This is a genomic window from Pseudomonas sp., assembly GCF_030147005.1.
GTDB lineage: Bacteria > Pseudomonadota > Gammaproteobacteria > Pseudomonadales > Pseudomonadaceae > Aquipseudomonas.
In genome coordinates, this window is the sequence record NZ_JASLAW010000249.1 from 26,087 (window position 1) to 46,790 (window position 20,704).

At 58.2% G+C, this 20,704-nt stretch carries 18 protein-coding genes, 1 other RNA gene and 1 pseudogene; 8 read left to right on the plus strand and 12 right to left on the minus strand.

Annotation, left to right across the window (positions count from 1 at the left end):
• Positions 1-30: 30 nt before the first annotated feature.
• The 9 genes from Q1V60_RS23785 to Q1V60_RS23825 form a co-directional block, all read right to left on the minus strand.
• Positions 31-303, minus strand: a complete 273-nt coding sequence (locus Q1V60_RS23785) for a hypothetical protein (protein ID WP_300635398.1) — start codon at positions 301-303, stop codon at positions 31-33.
• Complete coding sequence (locus Q1V60_RS23790) at positions 300-1,280, minus strand: integrase domain-containing protein (protein WP_300635400.1); 981 nt, start codon at positions 1,278-1,280, stop codon at positions 300-302. Before Q1V60_RS23790 ends, Q1V60_RS23785 begins: the two co-directional genes overlap by 4 nt.
• On the minus strand, positions 1,258-1,617 hold the full coding sequence (locus Q1V60_RS23795) for a hypothetical protein (protein ID WP_128706722.1): 360 nt from the start codon (positions 1,615-1,617) through the stop codon (positions 1,258-1,260). Before Q1V60_RS23795 ends, Q1V60_RS23790 begins: the two co-directional genes overlap by 23 nt.
• The gene (locus tag Q1V60_RS23800; RefSeq protein ID WP_300635404.1) at positions 1,601-2,968 is read right to left on the minus strand and encodes a YfjI family protein; all 1,368 of its coding nucleotides are present in this window, start codon (positions 2,966-2,968) and stop codon (positions 1,601-1,603) included. The genes Q1V60_RS23795 and Q1V60_RS23800 overlap by 17 nt, the downstream gene beginning before the upstream one ends.
• Positions 2,969-3,874: 906 nt before the next feature.
• The gene (locus tag Q1V60_RS23805) at positions 3,875-5,131 is read right to left on the minus strand and encodes an integrase domain-containing protein (RefSeq protein ID WP_057005077.1); all 1,257 of its coding nucleotides are present in this window, start codon (positions 5,129-5,131) and stop codon (positions 3,875-3,877) included.
• A 186-nt stretch (positions 5,132-5,317) separates the two neighbouring features.
• Positions 5,318-5,714: a transfer-messenger RNA gene (gene ssrA / locus Q1V60_RS23810) on the minus strand.
• Between the two features lie 93 nt (positions 5,715-5,807).
• A complete protein-coding gene (locus Q1V60_RS23815; protein WP_300635407.1) occupies positions 5,808-6,086 on the minus strand; it encodes a hypothetical protein in 279 nt (92 codons plus the stop codon).
• Positions 6,087-6,224: 138 nt separating this feature from the next.
• Positions 6,225-9,035 (minus strand): FAD-binding and (Fe-S)-binding domain-containing protein, encoded by a 2,811-nt coding sequence (locus Q1V60_RS23820; RefSeq protein ID WP_300635409.1) that lies wholly within the window; start codon positions 9,033-9,035, stop codon positions 6,225-6,227.
• Between the two features lie 69 nt (positions 9,036-9,104).
• Positions 9,105-10,799 carry a lactate permease LctP family transporter gene (locus Q1V60_RS23825; protein ID WP_300635410.1) on the minus strand — a complete coding sequence of 565 codons (1,695 nt, stop codon included), beginning with the start codon at positions 10,797-10,799 and terminating at the stop codon, positions 9,105-9,107.
• 250 nt (positions 10,800-11,049) lie between these two features.
• Between Q1V60_RS23825 and Q1V60_RS23830 the strand changes: the two genes are divergently transcribed.
• Entirely contained in the window at positions 11,050-11,817 is a 768-nt protein-coding gene (locus Q1V60_RS23830; protein ID WP_300635412.1) for an FCD domain-containing protein, read from the plus strand.
• A gap of 37 nt (positions 11,818-11,854) precedes the next feature.
• Here Q1V60_RS23830 and smpB read toward each other — a convergent pair whose 3' ends face one another.
• Entirely contained in the window at positions 11,855-12,337 is a 483-nt protein-coding gene (gene smpB / locus Q1V60_RS23835; RefSeq protein ID WP_003235073.1) for an SsrA-binding protein SmpB, read from the minus strand.
• 169 nt (positions 12,338-12,506) lie between these two features.
• Between smpB and Q1V60_RS23840 the strand changes: the two genes are divergently transcribed.
• Complete coding sequence (locus tag Q1V60_RS23840) at positions 12,507-12,941, plus strand: type II toxin-antitoxin system RatA family toxin (protein WP_300635415.1); 435 nt, start codon at positions 12,507-12,509, stop codon at positions 12,939-12,941.
• Positions 12,934-13,236: an RnfH family protein gene (locus tag Q1V60_RS23845; protein WP_300635417.1), complete on the plus strand. Its 303-nt coding sequence runs from the start codon at positions 12,934-12,936 to the stop codon at positions 13,234-13,236. The genes Q1V60_RS23840 and Q1V60_RS23845 overlap by 8 nt, the downstream gene beginning before the upstream one ends.
• A gap of 56 nt (positions 13,237-13,292) precedes the next feature.
• Here Q1V60_RS23845 and Q1V60_RS23850 read toward each other — a convergent pair whose 3' ends face one another.
• A complete protein-coding gene (locus Q1V60_RS23850; RefSeq protein ID WP_124430526.1) occupies positions 13,293-13,820 on the minus strand; it encodes an outer membrane protein assembly factor BamE in 528 nt (175 codons plus the stop codon).
• A gap of 98 nt (positions 13,821-13,918) precedes the next feature.
• Here Q1V60_RS23850 and fur point away from each other — a divergent pair, with 98 nt between their 5' ends.
• Positions 13,919-14,323, plus strand: a complete 405-nt coding sequence (gene fur / locus Q1V60_RS23855) for a ferric iron uptake transcriptional regulator (protein ID WP_010562662.1) — start codon at positions 13,919-13,921, stop codon at positions 14,321-14,323.
• Positions 14,324-14,409: 86 nt separating this feature from the next.
• On the opposite strand, the gene recN is transcribed toward fur, so the two are convergent.
• The gene (gene recN / locus Q1V60_RS23860; protein WP_300635420.1) at positions 14,410-16,083 is read right to left on the minus strand and encodes a DNA repair protein RecN; all 1,674 of its coding nucleotides are present in this window, start codon (positions 16,081-16,083) and stop codon (positions 14,410-14,412) included.
• Positions 16,084-16,337: 254 nt separating this feature from the next.
• Here recN and grpE point away from each other — a divergent pair, with 254 nt between their 5' ends.
• The 4 genes and pseudogenes from grpE to Q1V60_RS23880 all read left to right on the plus strand — a co-directional run.
• Entirely contained in the window at positions 16,338-16,898 is a 561-nt protein-coding gene (gene grpE / locus Q1V60_RS23865; RefSeq protein WP_300635422.1) for a nucleotide exchange factor GrpE, read from the plus strand.
• Between the two features lie 102 nt (positions 16,899-17,000).
• A complete protein-coding gene (gene dnaK / locus Q1V60_RS23870; RefSeq protein ID WP_124364448.1) occupies positions 17,001-18,917 on the plus strand; it encodes a molecular chaperone DnaK in 1,917 nt (638 codons plus the stop codon).
• Positions 18,918-19,235: 318 nt separating this feature from the next.
• Positions 19,236-20,360: a molecular chaperone DnaJ gene (gene dnaJ / locus Q1V60_RS23875; protein WP_300635425.1), complete on the plus strand. Its 1,125-nt coding sequence runs from the start codon at positions 19,236-19,238 to the stop codon at positions 20,358-20,360.
• A 10-nt stretch (positions 20,361-20,370) separates the two neighbouring features.
• A pseudogene (locus Q1V60_RS23880) lies at positions 20,371-20,704 on the plus strand (4-hydroxy-tetrahydrodipicolinate reductase); the annotation flags it as partial.

Sequence of the window (20,704 nt, forward strand, 5' to 3'; positions counted from 1 at the left end):
CGTTGTTTAGCTGAAAAGCCAGGTGCGATTTCAAAACAAAATCCAGCTCCGACCTAGTCTTTTCAACATTAGGTGTGCAGTTAGCCGGTAATAGTAACGAGTGGCGTCAGAGCGATCTTTCAGGTGTTGAGCTAGAAACCAGCGCAGATGTTTCAACTGCCAGGTCCAGGGATTGTCTAGGTGCCATCGCTGGTGAATGGCCGTCTGCATGACTCGGGCTTGTCGTAGGTGTCGTTGCTGGGTGGCCTTGGAGCCAGTCAGTACGCCGGTCAGGAACAGCGCCATGTCGAAGGGCTTGGTCACGCTCGACCTCCAATGTAGGCCGAAACCACATCGATCCGGTTATGCCCAAGCTCAAGGCTGATCTGTTGGCGCGCCAGTTGATCAAGGTCGCGGTCAATGCGATAGCAGTGGCCACGATTGACCGGGGCGGCATGGCCCGTGAGCTGCTCGTAACGCTCGCAGGCATAGGCCGCGCGCAATTCATGAAATCTCTTCAGCCCCTGTTTCTGTAGTAATTCGCGAGCAGGCCGCACCGTCTGCTTCAGGAAATTCGCATAGCTTTCACCTTGGGCCAGCAAGTTGCGACTGCCGACTGGTGAGGCATGACGAGCTATCTGCAGTGCAACCTTCACCGCTTCATTGGCCACGATCCAGCGCGGTGCTAATGCCCCAGAACGGCCACCTTTGGTGCCGTCCTGGATGTTGATGCGACCAAAGCGTTCGGCTTCACGTTGCAAACGTGGGAGATCAGCCAGGATCGCTTCGCGCAACCGCATACCGGTGGCTCGGGCCAAACAGACAATCGCGGCTACGCGGTGGTGTTGCTGTTCGCGAAGCGCTTCAATCACTCGACTCAATTGTTGGTGGTCTTGGCCATCCGGTGCGCGGGTGCGTACGCTTGATCGCTGCATGCCGAGTGCCTTACTCGGGCTGGCGATTTTCACGTACTGGTCGCCGCGTAATGCTGCGAGGGTACGGTTTACGCTACTCAGGCGGTTCTGCGCGGTGGCGATGCAGATTTCACCTTGGTGGATTTGCTGACGCAGGTGTGTGGCGTAGCTGTGCAAGGTACTGCGATCTATCTGGCGGGCATCGTTGTAACCGGGGCCATCTGTTGACCGACACCACTTCACAAACGCCTGCCAGCGATCACTGTGTGCTTTGACCGTAGCGAAGTGGCCGCCGGCAAACATATCTTTCAGCGCTTGTGGGCCGGCATAACTTAGCTGACGGCCGTAGCCAAAGTTGCGCCCGTCACGCCGGCCGACCAATGCCATCGGCTTCACCGTTTTCCGTGTCCTGCAGAAAGCGCAGCACCGCTTTCCAGTGGGCGCTGATCTTGTCCGTCTGATGCCAATGTGTGGGACGAATAATCAGGGCGTTTTGCTGATGCCGGAGCATTGCTCCCTCTTCGCGCAGTTGGTGGATCAGTTGGCCGATGTCGACAGGCCCTAAGACGGGTGTGGCGACAACGGCGACAGTGGCGACAACCCTTGTAGTTGCTGCTCTGAAGCATGGCGACAAGGCGGCGACGGAAGTGGCGACACTCCGCAATGCAGGTCGTGTCTGATGCTGCGCCTGGTAACGGCGCACCGCGTCATTGAGGCGGAACATGGCGCACCTCGAAGGTCTTTCCGTCAGGAGAGTCCAGCCAGCTATGTGAGATCAATTCGACCAGCAGCGTAATGGTGTGATGACTGCTTTTGCGGGCAAAGCGGGGGCCGTTGCGATTGAGGTCGCGGACGGTAAATTGGGTCCAGCCTTTTTGCGTCAGCCAGCGCAGCAGTCGATCCGCCTCCTCGCGTAACGTGTTGATGGGCTCTTGTTCCGTCAGGCGCTGGATTTCGGCCAGGTAGTAATCCATCAGCGTCGAGGCGCGCTGGATATGGGGTTCGTCCACTACGTGCGCGTCTTCAATCACCGCCAATACCCCGGCGATACGCAGTACATTGGCGGCTGCTCTCCCGGCGACAGATTGAATGCCGGCCAGCTCGCCAAACTCACCAGATTGGCATTCGATGGTGTCGTGAATATCGATCCAGGCAGTGCGAGCGCTGGGTGTCAGTTCCAGCCTGTCAGGGTTAAGTGAGCCGTCGTTGTGTAGCGACAGCGGCTTATCCAGCAGAGCGGTAATGCGCGCTTGGTAGCGCTGGATCCTGGCATCTCGCGTGAGGTCGACTGCCTTGTACAAGCGCCGCCCCACCAGGCGTTCGGGCCAACTGATCAGGCAACGGCCAAGGATGCCTTGGCCATTGATCATCCGGTCTGTGAGTAGCTGGTTGGCCAGGTAAGGTTGCAGCATCAGATGCAGACTGAGGCGACGATCATAAGCTCGCAGGCTTTCGCCCGGCATGGAGCGCGCCCGGTCGATGGGGCTGCCATCCCAGAGCGCTGACAGGGTGGTGATGGCCTTGAGTTGGTTCTCTTTGCTCATGGTGCTGCTGCCCAAAAACTGGCCGCCCTCATCGTTGAATAACCCCATGCTGGGCAAGCCCTGGCATAGGTTTTTGATCAGGGCTTCAATCGTGGGTTCGGCGATGATCAATCTGGGTGGGACGGGTTCGGATAACTCACGAGCTTCGTGCTTTTCTCGAATGGCGGCGCGATTGGATTTCAGTTGCTCCAAATACAGCATCCACTGTCGCCGCTCCCACTCACGTGCAGATGCTAGCGCCAGATGATCCACTGCGCTTTTACGATCACCTGACGATGCCACCGTCAGCATGTAGAGGGACAACGGATAAACACGGCCATCGAGCTGCACATTGGCGTGCGACTGGGTCACCAGGGCGGCAGTGGCTAACACCGATTGCGCAGCCATGGCGCAGGGCACGCCGATCACCTCGGCCATGCGTTGGACGGCTGGCCCTAATATCTGTCCCAACGCTTCGACCGGATATGCCAGCGGCTCGGGCCGGTATTCCAGCAGCGGCCGTGGCAGGTCGAACACTTCGCACAATTGCATCGTCATTCTCCTGGTGTTTCGAATTTCTCCCTCACTCTCCCCGCCACGGTTGTTGAGTGTTATCAGGGATCAAGGCCCCTGCAGCCTGTGAGGGTTGTCCACTTACGCGGGACGGGCGGCTCTTTACGACCGGGAGCTTGGGCATCTCATGATCTGGCCTCCTGAGCACCAATAGCGGTGGGCGGGTGGAGGCTGCGTTGGCTGACGAGACCAGCGCCGCGAGATCCTGAGTCTGTTGCAGGCAGTGATGCGATGACCGGGGCATGCCTGACTGTCAGTCAGGTGCAGTCCATTCCGTAGGATGCGGCACCATCATCTGCATTGCTGCTGCGGGTGACATCGGGGTTTGTCACGCCGATTGTCACAGGGACAAACGCTACAATGTGTTGCCCGGCAAGGGCTGCGGCAGTGATTTCGGCGCCCGTCTCTTTCCTGGAGAAAGAGACGGGCGTGGGCTGCCGCATTTGCACTGTGGATAAGTCGGCTTCGATCACGTTGGGCGTGACTGCGCGCCTAATTGGAAGCGAGCGCGCATGGGCTGGGACCACCACTGTAGGGCATAGCCTTAAAGGTCCCTGGCTACCTGGGCAATGCTGTCGATGACAGCGCTGTACAGCTCAGGTGTAACGCGTGCTCGGAGGGTGGTCAACTGGGTGTGCGGTGGGCTTTTTAGTCGTTGGACGTGCGTGGAAGAACGTGGCCTTGAATGGACGATAGGCCGTTCGTCGGTTTTTAAAGTGAGCCCCTGAGGACGGGAAGGCGAAGCCTTCCTGCCCTCAGGGGCTGTGCCTTAAAAGCTTATGGGCGATGCAGATGGTGGCGACTGTCGCCACGTTGTCGCCCTACGAAGGACCGCTAAATACGTGGGTTGTCGCCAGTGTCGCCGCTGTCGCCAGCAGGAACTGATTAACGAAACGGGATGACGTTCCCGTTTGTGTTTTCATGAATGGCCGTCACCGACAAATTGCCGGTGGCGGCTTTTTGAATGTACTCGCTCCACCAAGTCATCATCGGGCGTCTTCGCTCGATGTAGTCCGCTCGGTTGTACGCGCTTCGGACTTCGTCTTTGTCGACATGGGCGAGTGCGACTTCAATCAACTCCGGGTCCCATCCATGTTCGTTGAGGATGGTGCTGGCCATTGATCGCAGGCCGTGGCTGACCAACCGATCCTGGAAGCCCATACGCTTTAATGCCATGTTCGCGGTCTGGCTGTTTGCGTGGGTACGCGGATTTCGGTCGGCCGGAAATACATGTTCCCGGTGGCCGCTGTAGGGCTTGAGTGTCTCTAGCAGCGCGAGCGTCTGGTCGCTTAGGGGGATGGGGTGCGCACGGCGTTTTTTCATGCGCTCCTTTGGGATGGTCCAGATGCGTTTCTCGAAATCTATTTCTGCCCAGGTCGTCCCGGCAGCCTCGGCAGGGCGGGTCATAGTGTGCAGTTGCCATTCGATCAGGCAGCGGGTGATGCGTTTGATACTGGCGTTGGCAATCGCCAGCATAAGGTCGGGTAGTTCTTCGGGAGGAAGTGCCGCCATGTTTTGTTTTTGCGGTTTCTTGAAGGCTGCCCGAATTCCACTGAGCGGGTTCGCAAAGATCAGCCCGCAGTTGACGCCGTAGGCCATGATTTCGTTGAGACGTTGGGAAAGTCGCTTGACCGTCTCCAGGCTGCCTTTGGCCTCGATCGGCCGTAGGAGCTTGATGATCATGGGGGCGGTGATGTCTGCAAGGGGTGCGGCTTTGAGGCTGGGGAAAACATGCAGCGTGAGTGAGCGCCAGATGTCTTCGGCGTAGGCCGTTGTGACGGAGTGTTTTTTCAGTTCGAACCAGGCGGTGGCCACCTTCTCGAATGTGTGTTCGGTCTTCGCCAGCTTGGCTTGCCTGAGCTCATCGCGGTGAGCCTTGGGATCAATGCCTTGCGCCAGTAGTTCACGTGCTTCTTGAGCTTTCTTTCTGGCGTTCGCCAACGAGAGAGCCGGGTAAGGGCCCAGAGCCATATTGAGGCGGTTTTTGGTTACCGGCTCGCGATAGTTGAAATTCCATATCATCGAGCCACTGGCTCTGACTCTGAGTTGAAGGCCGTCGCCGTCAGTGAGAACGAAGTCTTTTCCTGTTGCCTTGACTGCCTTGAGTTGGCGGTCTGAGAGGCGGGTTGCATTAGTAGGCATGAGAGCTACCTCCGACACCGTTTTGGTATCCCAAAAATAACACCGGTGGGTCCGGGATACCAAATGGGATACCAAAACGCCTGGAACTCTTAATGCGTCTGCGGAAGCCAATGGCCCTGAAGCCCGTGATTTCACTGGATTTCAGGCACAAAAAAAGACGTCCGTGGACGTCTTTAGATGATGAAGTGGTGGAGCCGGGGGGATTTGAACCCCCGTCCGCCAGTACTCCGCTGTCGGTACTACATGCGTAGCCGTTTCTATTAAGTTAACCCTCAGCGACCCGAAGGGCAGGGTGCTTTGGGCGAGTTGTGTAAGTTTTAGCCGCTTCGTCCACAACGTACTGCACGGCGATTCTGTTCTATATGACAATCACTTTGGGTTTACAGACATCCCCTGGTGATTGCTGGACCCGAAGGTACCAGAAGCTCAGGGCTAAGGCTGCTTACGCAGCGAGAGCGAATTCCTGGCCGTAGTTTTCGTCATTGGCAACTATAAGAAGTTGCAACAGTGGATTTACGAGTTCTGTTACCAACTCGGCATGCACCTAAAGTTTCGCGACCGGCGTCGAATCCTAAACGGCCCCGTGCTTGTAACTCGTTGTTTCTAGTGAGTGACAAGCTTGTGCAGTGTACGCCAAACCTTCACGAAAGGCCAACCCGAAGGTCGGCCCTATCGCTTACTGACCGCCTTTGTCGCTGTTCTGCAAGTCTTGCAGGGCCTTGGAGGTGATTTCGATGCACTTCTTGTGGTCACCGGCGGCGCTGGCTGCCTTGGCTTGGGCGACGGCGGTGTCGATTTCGCCGCTTTTGCCACTGGTGTCGGTGGACAGCAGGGCTTTACCGTTGTTGATTTTGTCCAGGTTGATCTGGCACAGGTCTTCATCACCGGCCGCAAACGTGGGGGATGCCAGCATCGCAGCGGTAATGAACAAGCCAGCAAGAGCGGAACGCTTCATAGGGTATCTCCTTGCGTAAAAAGGCTCGACGCTGCTGGCGTTCAGTACCTGCCAGCGACATCACTGATGAGCCTCGTTTGTCGAGGCCTATGGAGATGACTACACCGGCGCGCAGGGGTTCTGTTTTATTTTGCGGGCTTAATGGGCGCGGGCCTGGGTAACGCGGTCCACGAGGTACACCAGCCCGTGATAATCGATGCCGCCGTGCAGGCTCAGGCCGATCTCGCAGGTGCGGCTGGTGGAGATGCCTTCGCTGCAGTGTTGCACCGCGTCCTTGAGGGTGCGCAGTGAGTGGGCGTTGAGTTCCGGGGTGGTGAAGCCCTTGTCGCCGGCAAAGCCGCAGCAGTGAATGCCTTCGGGGACGACAACGGTTGTGGCGCAGCGTCGGGCGAGGTCGATCAGCGCTTGGCTTTCACCCAGGTGCTGGGTGCTGCAGGTGACGTGGATGGCAATGGGCGCCTCCTGCGGCGTGAAGTCGAGGCGGTCCATAAGGTGGGTGCGGATAAAGCGGACCGGGTCGTAGAGGTCCAGGCGTGTCTCGCCCAGGTCTTGCATCAGGCGCAGGGTGCACGGGCTGGTGTCGCAATAGATCGGGTCGAGGCCGCCACGGCTGGCGTGGAGCAGGGCGCCGAGCAGTTCCTGGCGCTTGTGTTCGGCCTGTTCGGAATAGCCTTTGGAGGCGAAAGGCTGGCCGCAGCACAGGTTGTCTTGATGGTCGGGAAAGACGACCTGGTAACCGGCCTTTTCCAGCAGGCCACGGGTTTTGTCGTACAGCGACATTTGTTCTTTATCACCCGCCGCCGGGCCCATGGCGCGCGACACGCAAGCCGCCAGGTAGACCACCCGTGGCCGTTCGTCGGTAACGGCCGGGCTGAAGCGAATGGCTTTTTCCGGTTGCGGCATGGCGTGGGTCCATTGCGGGATCTGCCCCTTGGACAGCCTGGTCACGGTGGCCGATAACTTCGCCAGGCGCGGCGCTCCCAGTAGCATGCGTGCGCCGTTGGCGACATGCAGGGTAAAACGCGCACCTTGCAGTGTGGTGGCGAAATGGGTGGCGAGCCATTCGGCGGTTTTCGTACGGTCGGCGTCGCGGCTGCGCAGCTTTTTCACCAGGTCGCCGGTATTGATGCCTACGGGGCAGCGTTGGGCGCAGAGGCCGGTCGCGGCGCAGGTGTCGATGCCTTGGTAGTGGTAGGCCGCTTCCAACTCGGTGGTGTCGACGCCGGCGCGTTGTTTGGCCTGGATGTCGCGCCAGATCACAATGCGTTGGCGCGGGCTCAGGGTCAGGCCTTTCGACGGGCACACCGGCTCGCAGAACCCGCATTCAATACATTTATCCACAAGCTCGTCGGCGGCGGGCAGGGGCTTGAGGTATTTGAGGTGAATCTGCGGGTCATCGCTGAGCACCACATCCGGGTTGAGGATGCCGTTTGGGTCCAGCAGGCGCTTGAGTTGCCACATCAGTTGATAGGCGTCAGTGCCCCATTCCAGTTCGACAAACGGCGCCATATTGCGGCCAGTGCCGTGTTCGGCTTTCAGCGAGCCACCGAACTCCACCGCCACCAAGTGTGCAACGTCGTCCATGAACGCTTGATAGCGTGCGACTTCTTCCGCGCTGTTGAAGCCTTGAGTGAAGACGAAGTGCAGATTGCCTTCCAGCGCGTGTCCGAAAAGGATGGCTTCGTCGTAGTGATGTTTGTCGAACAGTTCGATCAAACGGTTAACGCCAATCGCCAGATGCTCGACCGGAAAGGTGACGTCTTCGATGATCACGGTAGTGCCGGTTTTGCGTACGGCGCCTACGGCGGGGAAGGTGTCCTTGCGGATCGCCCAGAGCCGAGCGTTTTCCACTGGGTCTTCGGTGAAGTCGACCTGTTTCTCCACGGGGAAAGGAGCCAGGGCGGCCATGATCAGCGCCAGTTGTTCATGCAGTAACGACGAAGAGGCGGCGCGGGATTCGATCAGCAGCGCGCAGGCATTTTCCGATAGATGTTGTACGAAGGCAGGCATGCCGGGCTTGTTCTGTACCGAGCGCAGGCTGCGCCGGTCCAGCAGTTCAACCGCAGAAACCGGTTGGGCTTTGAGCACGGTGACTGCGTTGCAGCAGGTCTCGACGTCCGGGAACACGATGAGTGCCGAGGCTTTGTTCGGGTGATCTATGACCGTGTGGTAAGTCACGGCGCTGATAAAACCCAGCGTGCCTTCGGAGCCCACCAGCAAATGGCTGAGGATGTCCAGCGGGTCATCGAAATCCACCAGGGCATTCAGCGACAGGCCGGTGGTATTTTTCAGACGGTATTTGTGGCGGATTTTTGCGGCCAGTTCGGCGTTTGCCCGCGTTTCGCGGCCCAGTGCTGCCAGACGTTCAAGCAGCGCGCCATGGGTCTGGCGGAAGGCTTGGACGCTGGCGGGGTCTTCGGTGTCCAGGCGGCTGCCATCGGCCAGAACCAGGCGCATGCCTGCCAGGGTGTGATAGGTATTTTGCGCGGTACCGCAGCACATGCCACTGGCGTTGTTGGCGACGATGCCGCCGATCTTGCAGGCGTTGATCGACGCCGGGTCCGGCCCGATCTTGCGCCCGAATGGCGCCAGCCAGGCATTGGCCTGAGCGCCGATGACGCCGGGTTGCAGGCGGATCTGCATGCCTTGCCCGCGTATTTCGCGACCATTCCACTGATCACCCAGCACGATCAGCACCGAGTCGCTGATGGCCTGGCCAGACAAGCTTGTGCCCGCTGCGCGGAAGGTCACGGGAACGCGGTTGCGCTGGGCCAGTTGCAGCAGCGTGACGACTTCGTCTTCCGATTCAACGCGAATCACCAGCTGTGGGATCAATCGGTAAAAGCTGGCATCGGTGCCGAAGGCGAGGGTGGAAAGTGGGTCGTCGAAACGACGGTCCTTCGGGATCAGTTGTGCGACGTCGTTCAGGAATGCGGCAGGCAGGCTCATCGGTCCTCCAGAAATAGCTGACGCCGCAACCGTTGTCCGGCGTCGATTTTTACCCTATTGCGTGCAGTCTCAGTGCACCAGCATACCGGTGAACCAATACGCCTGCGCCAAGGTGATCAGCCCGACGATAGTGGCAAAAAACAGGCTGTGTTTGAGGGTGAAACGGAACAGGTCGGATTCCTTGCCCACCAGCCCGGTCGCAGCGCAGGCGACGGCGATCGATTGCGGCGAAATCATTTTGCCGGTCACGCCACCGCTGGTGTTCGCCGCTACCAGCAAGGTGTCATTGACGCCGATCTGGTGTGCGGTGGTGGCTTGCAGCGAGCTGAACAGCGCATTGGACGAGGTGTCCGAGCCTGTCAGGAAAACTCCAAGCCAGCCGAGGAAAGGTGAGAAGAACGGGAAGGCTGCGCCGGTGCCCGCCAGTACCAGTGCCATGGTAGAAGACATGCCCGAGTAGTTAGTGACAAAGGCGAAGGCCAACACCATACCGATGGACAGGATCGGCCAGCGCAGCTCATAAAAGGTTTCTTTTAAAGTGGTCAGGCCAATTTTTGGGCTTATTTTCAATACTGCCATCGAGATCAGCGCAGAGAAGAAAATCGCGGTGCCGGTTGCTGAGATCGGATCCAGCTTGAGCACGGCAGGAATGGCGGTGGCGTTGGTTACGATTGGCGCGACTTTGATCACCAACTGATCCAGATGCGGGATCGCAAAGTTGAACACCCAGCTGTACATCGAGCCACCCGCGGCGAACATCGCCTTGAACGGCTTGAGGGTCCAGATGGTGACCAGCACCGTGAGGATCAGGAAAGGCGACCATGCCTTGAAAATATGCCCCAGGCTGTACGGCGAAACGGTTGTGTTGCGTGGCAAGCCAAAGCCGCCGGCGCTGGCGGTAACTGCCGAGCTCGAGGTGGCACCGGCAATCTGCGCGCCGGCCGTGCGCTTGGGTTGCCAGACTTTCAGGAATAAGGTCAGGGCGATCAGGCTGGCGAGTGCCGAGGTGATGTCGGGCAGTTCGGGGCCGATGAAGTTGGAAGTGAAGTATTGAGTGATGGCAAAGCTCAAGCCCGCCACCAGGGCTGCGGGCCAGGTTTCGCGAACGCCGCGCAGGCCGTCCATCATGAACACCAGCCAGAAGGGCACGAACAGTGACAGCAGGGGCAGTTGGCGGCCGGTCATTGCGCCGATCTTGAAGGCGTCGATACCGGTGACTTGGCCGGCAACGATGATCGGGATGCCCAGCGCGCCAAAGGCTACCGGGGCGGTGTTGGCAATCAGGCACAGGCCGGCGGCGTAGAGCGGATTGAAACCCAGGCCGACCAGCAGCGCGGCGGTAATGGCCACGGGGGCACCGAAACCGGCCGCACCTTCGAGGAAGGCGCCGAAGCAGAAGCCGATCAGCAGCACCTGCAAGCGTTGATCGTCGGTAATCGACAGGACCGAACTGCGGATAACCTCAAACTGACCGCTCTTGACCGTCAACTTGTAGAGAAATACCGCAGCCACGATGATCCATGCAATGGGCCACAAGCCATAGGCAAAGCCGTAGCCGGCGGCGGCCAGGGCCATGTCTGCCGGCATCTGGAAGGCGAAGATCGCGACCAGAATGGACAGCGCCAGGGTAACGCTGCCGGCCACGTGCCCCTTGAGACGGAACACGGCCAGGGCCAGGAAGAAAAATACGATGGGGATAACGGCGGCCAGTGCGGATAAACCGAGACTGCCGAGAGGGCTGTAGAGCTGTTGCCAGGTTTGCATGTGGGGTGGCCCCTGATTGTTGTTGTTTGTACGCCTTGGATAATTGGTAATACCAATTTACAGTCGCTTTGGGCTAGATTAAGAGTCTTGATGGGGTGTGTCAATTTGCCGCTTGCGAAACTTTGATCGTACGGGTGGGCGTGCGCAGTTCTGATCGGGTAAATCCGAGGCGTTCTGATAGGTGCTGCAAGCGCGGCGATAGGCCAGAATAGAAGCCCCGGCGAGTGGTCGGGATGGTGGAGAGTGGGTTATGGGGTTTGATCAGGTGCGTCAGCGCCGTTTGTCTGACGATATTGTCGAGCAGCTTGAGGGCATGATTCTTGAGGGCACGTTGAAGTCGGGCGAGCGCTTGCCGGCCGAGCGCGCTTTGGCTGAGCAATTTGGCGTGTCGCGCCCGTCGCTGCGAGAAGCGATCCAGAAGCTGGCGGCTAAAGGGTTGTTGGTCAGTCGTCAGGGCGGCGGCAACTATGTAGTGGAATCCCTGGGGTCGACCTTTAGCGACCCTCTGTTGCATTTGCTGGAGAACAATCCGGAAGCACAGCGGGATTTGCTGGAGTTTCGCCAGACACTTGAAGCTTCCTGTGCGTATTACGCGGCATTACGTGCGACTGAAGTCGATCGTGAGCGGCTGACGGCGGCTTTCGAGGCATTGCAGGATTGCTATGCGCGGGCCGATGAGGTGAGTCGAGTGGAGGAGGGGGCCGCAGATGCGCGGTTTCATCTGGCCATCGCTGAAGCCAGTCATAACGCGGTGTTGCTGCATACCATTCGCGGGCTGTTTGATCTGCTCAAGCGTAACGTGGTGACCAACATTGGCGGCATGTATCAGCAGCGCACCGAGACCCGCGACATGCTGATCAGCCAGCATCGCGATCTGTACCTGGCAATTATTGAAGGGCGGGCCGAGCAGGCGCGGGAGATTTCAACACGTCACCTGCTGTATGTGCAGGAAGTGCTGGAGGAGGTTCGTCAGGAGGTTCAGCGCGTAGCCCGGGCGGAGCGACGTAAAGGCATGTAGCCTCGGACGGGTTGCCCGAGGCTACATCGTCACAAAGTCAGTCTTCCTTGCCTTTGTTGCGCACCGCGCGATGCAATTCGCGATTGGAGTCACGCTCGCGTTCGGTATCGCGTTTGTCGTATTCCTTCTTGCCCTTGCCCAGCGCAATTTCACACTTGACCAAGTGCTTGCTCCAGTACCAGGACAAGCAGATGCAGGCGTAGCCTTTCTGTTGCACTGCCGCAGCGAGTTTTTCCAGCTCGCGGGCATTGAGCAACAGCTTGCGCGTGCGCACCGGGTCGGCAATTACATGGGTGCTCGCGGTGGTCAGCGGGGTGATATGACTGCCAAGCAGCCATGCCTCGCCATCCTTGAGCAGCACATAGCTGTCGACCAGCTGCAGCTTGCTGGCACGCAGACTTTTTACTTCCCAGCCGGCCAGGACCAGACCAGCCTCGAACCGATGTTCGATGAAGTAATCGTGTCGCGCCTTTTTATTTTGCGCGATGGTCCCTGTGGGGTGTTTCTTTTGTTTAGCCATAGGGGCGGCATTATAGGGAGTTGCGAGCGTGTCGGCTACGGTCAACCTGCGTGCTTGAGCGTGTTGGACGAATCCCGGACAATGCGGGCAGTTCTTTGGTTTTTTTCTCTCGCGGATCTGGCTGTTCTTTCGCGATGTTTGCCCGCTCAGCTGTGGAAATAACGCTCACATGACGACGCATATTCAACGTTCGGCCCTGCTGCCATATCCCGCACAGGCGCTCTATGACCTGGTCAACGACGTGGCGCGTTACCCGGAATTTCTGCCGTGGTGCTCGACCGCTGAGGTGCTGGAGAGCGGTGACGAGTACATGGTTGCCAGCGTTGGCGTAGCCAAGGGTGGGCTTAGCCAGCACTTTGTTACGCGCAATGTGCTGGTGCCTGGGCAGTCCATCGAGATGAATCTGCAGGAGGGGCCGTTTACCCAGTTGCATGGAGTATGGGTATTCAAGGCGCTGACGGATAAAGCCTGCAAGATCAGCCTGGATCTGTCGTTCGATTACGCAGGGCCGATCGTTCGAGCGACATTGGGGCCTTTGTTCAATCAGGCGGCGAATACGCTGGTGGATGCATTCTGTCAGCGAGCCAAGCAATTGCATGGTTGACATTGAAGTGGCGCACGCCGCCGTTGATCGTCAGGTTTTACTGGCGGTGACGGTTCCGGTGGGCACGAGTCTGAGAGCGGCCGTGTGGATGTCGGGGATCGCCGAGCACTTTCCGCAACTGGCGCTGGCTGAATGCCCATTGGGGATTTTCGGTAAGGTGGTTGCAGACGCCGATGTGCGTGTGGTGCAGCCAGGCGATCGGATTGAAATCTATCGGCCGTTGCTGGCAGACCCCAAAGAAGTGCGCAGGCAGCGTGCGGCCAAAGCGGCGAAGGCCAAGCAGCAAAGCTCATAAATCAGCTAAACGACAAAAAGCCCGGCATGCCGGGCTTTTTGTTGAGTGCCGCATTGTTACTGCGGGCTGGTGTCCAGAGGCTGTGGCGTCGGGACTGGTACGGTTTCCACGCCATCGACATCCTTCTGAATCTGGTCCAGCAAGGAGCCTGGCTTGGCCGGCACCTCGGATTTCGGCTTCTCGGCTTCCTGGGCAGGGGCTGTCACGCTGGTGCCGCTGTCCTTGCCGAGCAGGGCTTCATCGCGGCTTACGCCAGGCATGAAGTCACCGGACAGGCTGACAAGCTGGTCACTGCCATTGAAAATGACACTGACGCGCTCCTGCTGGCGTTCACCGCCGCCGGGCTGGAGGCTGTAGAGATAATCCCAGCGATCGGCATGGAAAGTGTCGGTCAGCAGGGGATTGCCCATGATAAACCGTACTTGCCGTCGGGTCATTCCCGGGCGTAACTGGTCTATCATGTCCTGCGTGACGACATTGCCCTGCTGGATGTCGATTTTGTAAACCCCGGGGAATGAACAACCGGCGAGTGCGAGCAGTCCCACAAAGGTGAAACTGGTTAGCAAGAGCTTGGTGTTTTGCATCGGTGGGCGACTTCCACTATCTTGGCTGGGACAACGTAAACGCCGATCATACCCGTATTAAGAGAAGCTGCGAAGCAGCATCCGCGAGAAAGCTAACCATGGTTGAAAATAGCGAACTACGCAAAGCCGGTCTTAAAGTGACTCTGCCCCGAGTCAAGATTCTACAAATGCTCGATTCTGCTGAGCAGCGCCACATGAGTGCCGAGGACGTTTACAAGGCGCTGATGGAGTCTAATGAAGACGTTGGCCTGGCCACGGTCTACCGTGTCCTGACCCAGTTTGAAGCCGCAGGGCTGGTGGTTCGTCATAATTTCGACGGCGGTCATGCAGTGTTTGAATTGGCCGATGGTGGGCACCACGATCATATGGTTGACCTGGATACCAATGAGGTTATCGAGTTCACCAGCCCAGCAATCGAAAAGCTCCAGCACGAAATTGCCGAGGAGCATGGCTTCGATTTGGTGGATCATAATTTGGTGTTGTACATCCGTAAGAAAAAGTAAAAATCGACGCAGTTTTGCTCTGCGAAACGATTGAAGGCGACCTTTGGGTCGCCTTCTTGCTTTATATAAGAAGGAAAATGCTCGCCTCAAGCCTTTGCGGCTACGACCATTTTCTTCGCGTGCGCCAGAGACTCCTTGGTTAAATCAATACCGCCGAGCATCCGCGCCACTTCTTCCACGCGCTCCGACTTATTCAGCTTGGACACGGCCGTGCGCGTCGCCTCCTCGCCCCGCACCTTGTGCACAAACAAATGCTGATGACCTTGGGCTGCGACCTGCGGTAAGTGGGTCACCGTAAGCACCTGGCCACGATCCCCCAGGCGTCGCAACAATTGACCAACGATCTCTGCAGTCGGCCCACCGATACCTACGTCAACTTCATCGAACACCAGTGTCGGTACGCGCGAGGTTTGTGCGGTGATTACCTGAATTGCCAGGCTGATCCGTGAAAGCTCGCCACCGGAGGCGACCTTTGCCAAGGCTTTAAGCGGCTGGCCCGGGTTGGCGCTGACCAGCAGCTCCACCTGTTCCAGCCCATGGGGTTGCAGCTCATTGCTGGTATTGGCGTGCAGCTGAATAGTGAAACGGCCACCGGGCATGCCCAGTCGCTGAATTTCCTGCTCCACCGCACCGGCCAGGCGGGTGGCGGCCTGCTGGCGAAGGTCGCTCAGCTCGCGAGCTTTTTCCTGGTAATGGCGAGCGAAGGAGGCGAGCTCTTCGCCGAGGCGCTCAATGGACTCGTCGTTCGCGTTCAAGGTCTCGATTTCATCCAGCAGTTTTTGCTGCATCGCCGCCACTTCGGTTGGCTGGATTCGATGCTTGCGCGCCAGGGTGTAGATAGTGTCGAGGCGCTCTTCTATTACCTGCAGGCGCGCCGGGTCGGCATCGAAATGATCCAGGAAGCGATTCAGCTCACCGACCGCTTCCTCTACCTGAATCTGTGCGCTGGTCAGCAAGGTGGTGGCTTCACTCAGCGAGCCGGATGCATTATTCACGCTGGACAGGCGATTGAGGCTTGCCGTCAGTGCGTTGAGCACATTGCCGGAATCGCTTTCGCTGCATTGTTCGACCACCTGACGACAGATACCCAGCAGCGTCTCGGCGTTGGTCAGGTTTTTGTGTTCCTGCTCAAGCTGCTCCAGTTCGGTCTCGCCCAACCCCAGGCTTTCTAGCTCTTCGAGCTGATAGCTGAGCAATTGATGACGAGCGCGTTGCTCGTCGCCGGAATTGGAAAGACGTTCCAGCTCCTGGCGCGTCTGACGCCAGCGTTGAGCGGCCAACTGAACCTGGCGGGCAAGATCGGTGGCGCCGGCATACTCGTCGAGCAAGCGGCGATGAGTGTCGGTTTTAAGCAAGGATTGGTGTTCATGCTGGCTGTGAATATCGATCAGCAACTCGCCCAAGGCTTTCAGGTCGCCAAGGGGGCAGGGCGTGCCATTGATATAGCCGCGTGAGCGCCCCTCGGCGGTGATTACCCGACGCAGAATGCACGGCCCCTCATTGTTGAGGTCGCGCTCGGCCAGCCAGGTTTCGGCTTCGGGAATGTCCGCCAGATCGAAGGTGGCCAGGATATCGGCCTTGTCGGCGCCTGGGCGCACTACGCCGCTGTCGGCGCGGTCTCCGAGTGTCAGGCCCAGAGCGTCGAGCATGATCGACTTGCCGGCGCCGGTCTCGCCTGTGATTACGCTCATGCCGCGATCCAGTTCGAGATCCAGATGTTCAACGATGGCGTAGTTATGTACGGACAGGTGCACGAGCATGAAGGTCGCTCCCAGGCTTTAGGTCTGGTTATTTATACAGTGTTTTGTTCCAGGCTGACAATCCTGTCGCTTAGCTCGATTTGCTTGGTTTTCAGCTTTTTTTAGTGCAATGGGTGATGAACGGGCGGGAAATGATCCGGGACATGCGAAAGACTTTTGGTAACGCTTGAGCCCTTGAACCTGAAAATTGTGGCCCCATATACCGGAACAGAAGCGCGAGTTGAGTTCGCGCATGATTTTGAAAGGAGAAATCTATGGCTGACGAACAGACGCAGGATACGCCAACGCCGGAAGCCAATTCCGCTGCCGGTGATGAACTGGGGACTCGTGTGCAAGTGCTCGAAGAGCAGCTGGCCGCAGCGCAGGATCAGTCGTTGCGTGTTGCCGCTGATCTGCAAAACGTCCGCCGTCGTGCCGAGCAGGACGTAGAAAAGGCTCACAAGTTTGCGTTGGAAAAATTCGCCAACGACCTGCTGCCGATTGTCGACAGCCTGGAGCGTGGCCTTGAATTGTCCAATCCGGATGACGAAAACATCCGCCCGATGCGTGAAGGGATCGAACTGACCCTGAAAATGTTCCAGGACACCCTGAAGCGTTATCAGTTGGAAGCCATCGATCCGCAAGGCGGTGAGCCGTTCAATGCGGAGCACCACCAGGCGATGGCGATGCAGGAAAGCCACGACCTTGAGCCTAACAGCGTATTGAAGGTGTTCCAGAAGGGCTATCTCCTCAATGGTCGCTTGTTGCGCCCGGCGATGGTTGTGGTTAGCAAGGCGCCTGCACCCGTTTCGCCTTCTATTGATGAGCAGGCTTGAAATCCGCCGCAAGGCCCCCATTTATAAGTCAAGCGTTTAAGTGCTACCGCAGTTAGCCACAACTGCTGCGGCATCCAAATTCAAGTTTCGGGAGAGTGAATCATGGGCAAAATTATCGGTATTGACCTGGGGACCACCAACTCGTGTGTCTCGGTCATGGAAAACGGCAAGGCCAAAGTTATCGAAAACGCTGAAGGCGCGCGTACCACGCCGTCGATCATCGCTTACGCGAACGATGGCGAGATTCTGGTCGGTCAGTCGGCCAAGCGTCAGGCTGTTACCAACCCGCACAACACCCTGTACGCGGTAAAGCGTCTGATCGGTCGTAAGTTCGACGAAGAAGTCGTACAGAAAGACATCAAGATGGTGCCTTACAAAATCGCCAAGGCTGACAACGGTGACGCCTGGGTCGAAGTAAATGGCAACAAGATGTCTGCGCCGCAGATCTCGGCTGAAGTCTTGAAAAAGATGAAGAAGACCGCCGAAGATTACCTCGGTGAAACCGTGACCGAAGCGGTGATCACCGTTCCGGCCTACTTCAACGACAGCCAGCGTCAGGCCACCAAAGACGCCGGTCGCATCGCGGGTCTGGACGTAAAACGTATCATCAACGAGCCGACCGCAGCTGCTCTGGCCTACGGTATGGACAAGGCCAAGGGCGACCACACTGTGATCGTTTATGACTTGGGCGGTGGTACGTTCGACGTTTCGGTCATCGAAATCGCTGAAGTTGACGGCGAGCACCAGTTTGAAGTGTTGGCCACCAACGGCGACACCTTCCTGGGTGGTGAGGACTTCGATATCCGTCTGATCGACTACCTCGTTGATGAATTCAAGAAAGAAAGCGGCATGAACCTCAAGGGTGACCCGCTGGCGATGCAGCGCCTGAAAGAAGCCGCTGAGAAAGCCAAGATCGAGCTGTCGTCGAGCATGTCCACCGACGTGAACCTGCCGTACATCACTGCAGACGCGACCGGTCCAAAGCACTTGAACGTGAAGATTTCTCGCGCCAAGTTGGAAGCACTGGTGGAAGATCTGGTTCAACGCACCATCGAACCTTGCCGCATCGCGCTGAAAGACGCCGGTATCGACGTTGGCTCCATCAACGACGTGATCCTGGTCGGTGGCCAGACCCGTATGCCGCTGGTACAGCAGAAAGTCACCGAGTTCTTCGGTAAAGAAGCACGTAAAGACGTGAACCCGGACGAAGCGGTTGCCATGGGTGCTGCCATCCAGGGCGCGGTATTGGCCGGTGACGTGAAAGACGTGTTGCTGCTGGACGTCAGCCCGCTGACCCTGGGTATCGAAACCATGGGCGGCGTGATGACCGCGCTGATCGAGAAAAACACCACGATTCCTACCAAGAAATCTCAGGTGTTCTCGACCGCCGACGACAACCAGGGCGCCGTGACCATTCATGTGTTGCAAGGTGAGCGTAAGCAAGCCGCCCAGAACAAATCCCTGGGCAAGTTTGACCTGGCTGAGATTCCACCAGCACCACGTGGTGTGCCGCAGATCGAAGTGACCTTCGACATCGACGCCAACGGTATCCTGCACGTGGGTGCGAAAGACAAGGCTACCGGCAAAGAGCAGAAGATCACCATCAAGGCCAACTCCGGTCTGTCTGATGAAGAAATTCAACAGATGATTCGTGATGCTGAAGCCAACGCTGATGCGGATGCCAAGTTTGCTGAGCTGGCTGGCGCCCGTAATCAGGGTGATGCGCTGGTTCACTCCACGCGCAAAATGGTCGCGGACGCTGGCGATAAAGTGACCGCTGAAGAGAAAACTGCAATCGAGGCGGCCGTGGTTGCTCTTGAAGCCGCCATCAAAGGCGACGACAAGGCTGCCATTGAAGCCAAGGTTGAGGAGCTGTCGAAGGTTTCCGCGCCAGTGGCTCAGAAAATGTACGCCGAGCAAGGTCAGCCGGCCGAAGGTGCTGCGCAACAAGCAGAGCCTGAAGCCAAGCACGACGATGTTGTCGATGCCGAGTTCGAAGAAGTCAAAGACCAGAAGTAACGTTGTCGCCCGGTTGACCGCTGACAAGCGGTGACTGGTAGGATGTCGCCGCGCGGGAGCTAGCTCCCGCGTTGGCGTGTCTGGGGTATGCGAATTTTTACAGCATGCGACAACGTTCGGATGCTGGCGGTGTGATCGGGAATGCTCCTGCTTTCCGAGCAGTAAATGCCGCATTTTTAGTCGGTGGCCCGGCTAAAAAGTAGTAATGACCAGGGTCGTTGAATTGACGTGAGTTGGGTCCGGGCCTGCATTGGGGCTCAACGAGTTTGGCGAGGCTCAGGAGGGCCTGGCCGAACATCCTTAAGAGTGCAAAGACTTATGGCAAAGCGTGACTATTACGAAGTATTGGGTGTGGAGCGTGGCTCCAGCGAGGCGGAGCTGAAAAAGGCTTACCGTCGCCTGGCGATGAAACACCACCCGGACCGTAATCCGGATAGCAAAGAGTCCGAAGAAATGTTCAAAGAGGCCAATGAGGCCTACGAATGTCTGTCGGACCCCAACAAGCGTGCTGCCTACGACCAGTATGGGCATGCCGGTGTCGACCCGAGCATGGGTGGCGGCGGTGCCGGTTTTGGTGGCCAGAACTTCTCCGATATTTTCGGCGATGTGTTCAGTGATTTCTTTGGTGGTGGCCGTGGCGGCCAGCGTGGCGGCGCCCAGCGTGGCAGCGACTTGCGCTACACCCTTGAACTGAACCTGGAAGAAGCCGTGCGCGGCACCAGTGTCAATATCCGGGTGCCGACGCTCGTCAACTGCAAACCGTGTGACGGCTCGGGGGCGAAGAAAGGTTCCGCGCCAATCACCTGCCCGACATGCGGCGGTATCGGTCAGGTTCGTATGCAGCAAGGCTTCTTCTCGGTGCAGCAGACCTGCCCGCGTTGCCATGGCCAGGGCAAAATCATTTCCGATCCATGCGATTCCTGCCATGGCGAAGGCCGTGTGGAAGAGTACAAGACGCTGTCGGTGAAGGTGCCGGCGGGCGTGGATACCGGCGACCGCATTCGTCTGTCGGGCGAGGGGGAGGCGGGTGCTCAAGGTGGGCCTACGGGTGACCTGTACGTCGTCATCAGCGTGCGCGAGCACTCGATCTTCCAGCGCGACGGCAAGCATCTGTTCTGCGAGGTGCCGATCAGCTTTGTCGATGCGGCGCTGGGCGGAGAACTGGAGATTCCGACCCTTGATGGTCGGGTCAAGCTCAAGATCCCTGAGGGCACGCAGACCGGCAAACAGTTCCGTATCCGGGGCAAAGGCGTTGCGCCAGTGCGCGGTGGTGGAGCTGGCGACCTGATGTGCCGTGTGGCGGTAGAAACGCCAGTCAATCTGAATCGCCGTCAGCGTGAGCTACTTGAAGAGTTCCGCAGTTCGTTGGCGGGTGACGACTCTCACTCGCCAAAAACCACGGGTTTTTTCGATGGTGTGAAGCGCTTCTTCGGCGACCTGTAAGGAATTGAGTATGCGACGTATAGCCGTAATGGGTGCTGCCGGGCGCATGGGCAAGACGCTGGTCGAAGCGGTGCAGCAGCGTTCGCCGGCATCCGGGCTGACGGCGGCAATCGTTCGCCCGGGCAGCACGTTGATCGGGGCGGATGCGGGTGAATTGGCGTCGCTGGGTCGTATCGGCGTTTCCTTGTCCGGCAACCTGGAACAAGTCGCTGACGAGTTCGACGTGTTGATCGATTTCACGCTGCCCGAGGTGATGCTGAAAAACCTGGCGTTCTGCCGTAAGGCAGGTAAGGCGATGGTCATTGGTACCACCGGTTTGACGGCTGAACAGAAGCAGTTGCTGG